Source organism: Marinobacter sp. NSM (assembly GCF_052380025.1).
In the GTDB taxonomy this organism is placed as follows: Bacteria; Pseudomonadota; Gammaproteobacteria; order Pseudomonadales; family Oleiphilaceae; genus Marinobacter.
Window position 1 is genome coordinate 1 of sequence record NZ_JBQTCK010000022.1, and the last position, 433, is coordinate 433.

Below are 433 nucleotides of genomic sequence, written 5' to 3' on the forward strand. Positions count from 1 at the left end.
CCGGGTCCAGTTTGGGGGCGTCGCCGTGGTGGTCGGCGATGATCAGGGCCGGTTGTTCTTCGCCATCCACGCTGCCGTGCTGGTAACGGTAATGCCAGCCTTCTTCAGCGGCCAGGCGGTTGATGAACTGCAGGTCGCTTTCCCGGTGCTGGACGCAGTATTCCCGTTCTTCCGGGGGGCGCTTGAAGTCGAACACGGTATCGATGATGCCCCGCTCTTCGAGCAGGGTGCGCACGATGGCATCGGTGGTCTGGGTCTGGAAGATGCGGCTGTTGTGCATCAGGCCCAGGCGCCAGGCCGGGGGCTGGATGACCACTTCATAGGCAGTGCGGCGGTGGCCGGTATTGCCCCGGACGAATTCATTCACTACGCCGGTGAAACGCCGCAGGGGTTGGCCGTCTTGCCACACCACCAGGTCCACTGGCTGTTCCAG

The 433-nt window shown here is 63.7% G+C and carries 1 protein-coding gene; it reads right to left on the bottom strand.

The window, feature by feature from the left end:
* Positions 1–433: contractile injection system protein, VgrG/Pvc8 family (locus ACTZWX_RS17800; protein WP_444715053.1), on the bottom strand; the 433-nt coding region annotated here is incomplete at both ends.